At 58.7% G+C, this 686-nt stretch carries 1 protein-coding gene and 1 pseudogene; both read right to left on the minus strand.

Annotation, left to right across the window (positions count from 1 at the left end; genetic code table 11):
- Window positions 1–432, minus strand: a pseudogene (locus tag IT41_RS19260) (transposase family protein); the annotation flags it as partial.
- A 39-nt stretch (window positions 433–471) separates the two neighbouring features.
- Window positions 472–686 (minus strand): transposase (locus IT41_RS20475; RefSeq protein WP_156116981.1); only part of this gene is annotated, 215 nt, incomplete at its 5' end.

The following is a 686-nucleotide window of genomic DNA, read 5'->3' on the forward strand; positions in this document are numbered from 1 at the left end:
ATGGGGTAGCGTTTGAACTTCGACCGCTTCGGCTTGTCGCCTTCCATATCAGGCAGACGCGAGATGCCATGTCGCTGCAGACAGCGGTGCAGCGCAGATCGCGTCAGGTGCGGGATGGACGGCTGCAAGGCGTAAAGGCAGTCGTCCAATGGCAGAAGTGTATGGCGCCGGAAGGCAACGATCGCCGCCTCTTCATCCTCAGACAGGATCGTAGAGCGCGGTTTCGATGGCCCGGTCTTCATATCCTCGACCGTCGCGCGTTTGCGCCACTTCGCAACGGTCTTGGGGTTGATGCCCAACTCCCGGCTCAGCTGCGCGAGCGAAGTTTGCGATCATTCGGGCCAGCCCTTGGACCGATGACGGGCAGGCCCTCATTATTGCTGCTCGGACAGCGTGCGTCGTCGTGGCGCTGCCGTGACGAATTTGTCCCATAGCGCATCCTTCCAGTCTAGGCTCCAGACTCGTTAACTTTCATAGCCAGAAGAGGACAGTTGCGGCGAGAGCGATGGCCGAGAAGAAGGTTTCCGGGCATCTGTCGTAACGGGTTGCCACGCGTCTCCAGTCCTTCAAGCGTCCAAACATGATTTCGATGCGGTTGCGGCGTTTGTATCGGCGCTTGTCATATTTGACTGCCTCCTTACGGGATTTCCGGCCGGGGATGCAGACCTTTATCCCCTTGTCTGTCA

This window comes from Paracoccus halophilus, assembly GCF_000763905.1.
In the GTDB taxonomy this organism is placed as follows: domain Bacteria; phylum Pseudomonadota; class Alphaproteobacteria; order Rhodobacterales; family Rhodobacteraceae; genus Paracoccus; species Paracoccus halophilus.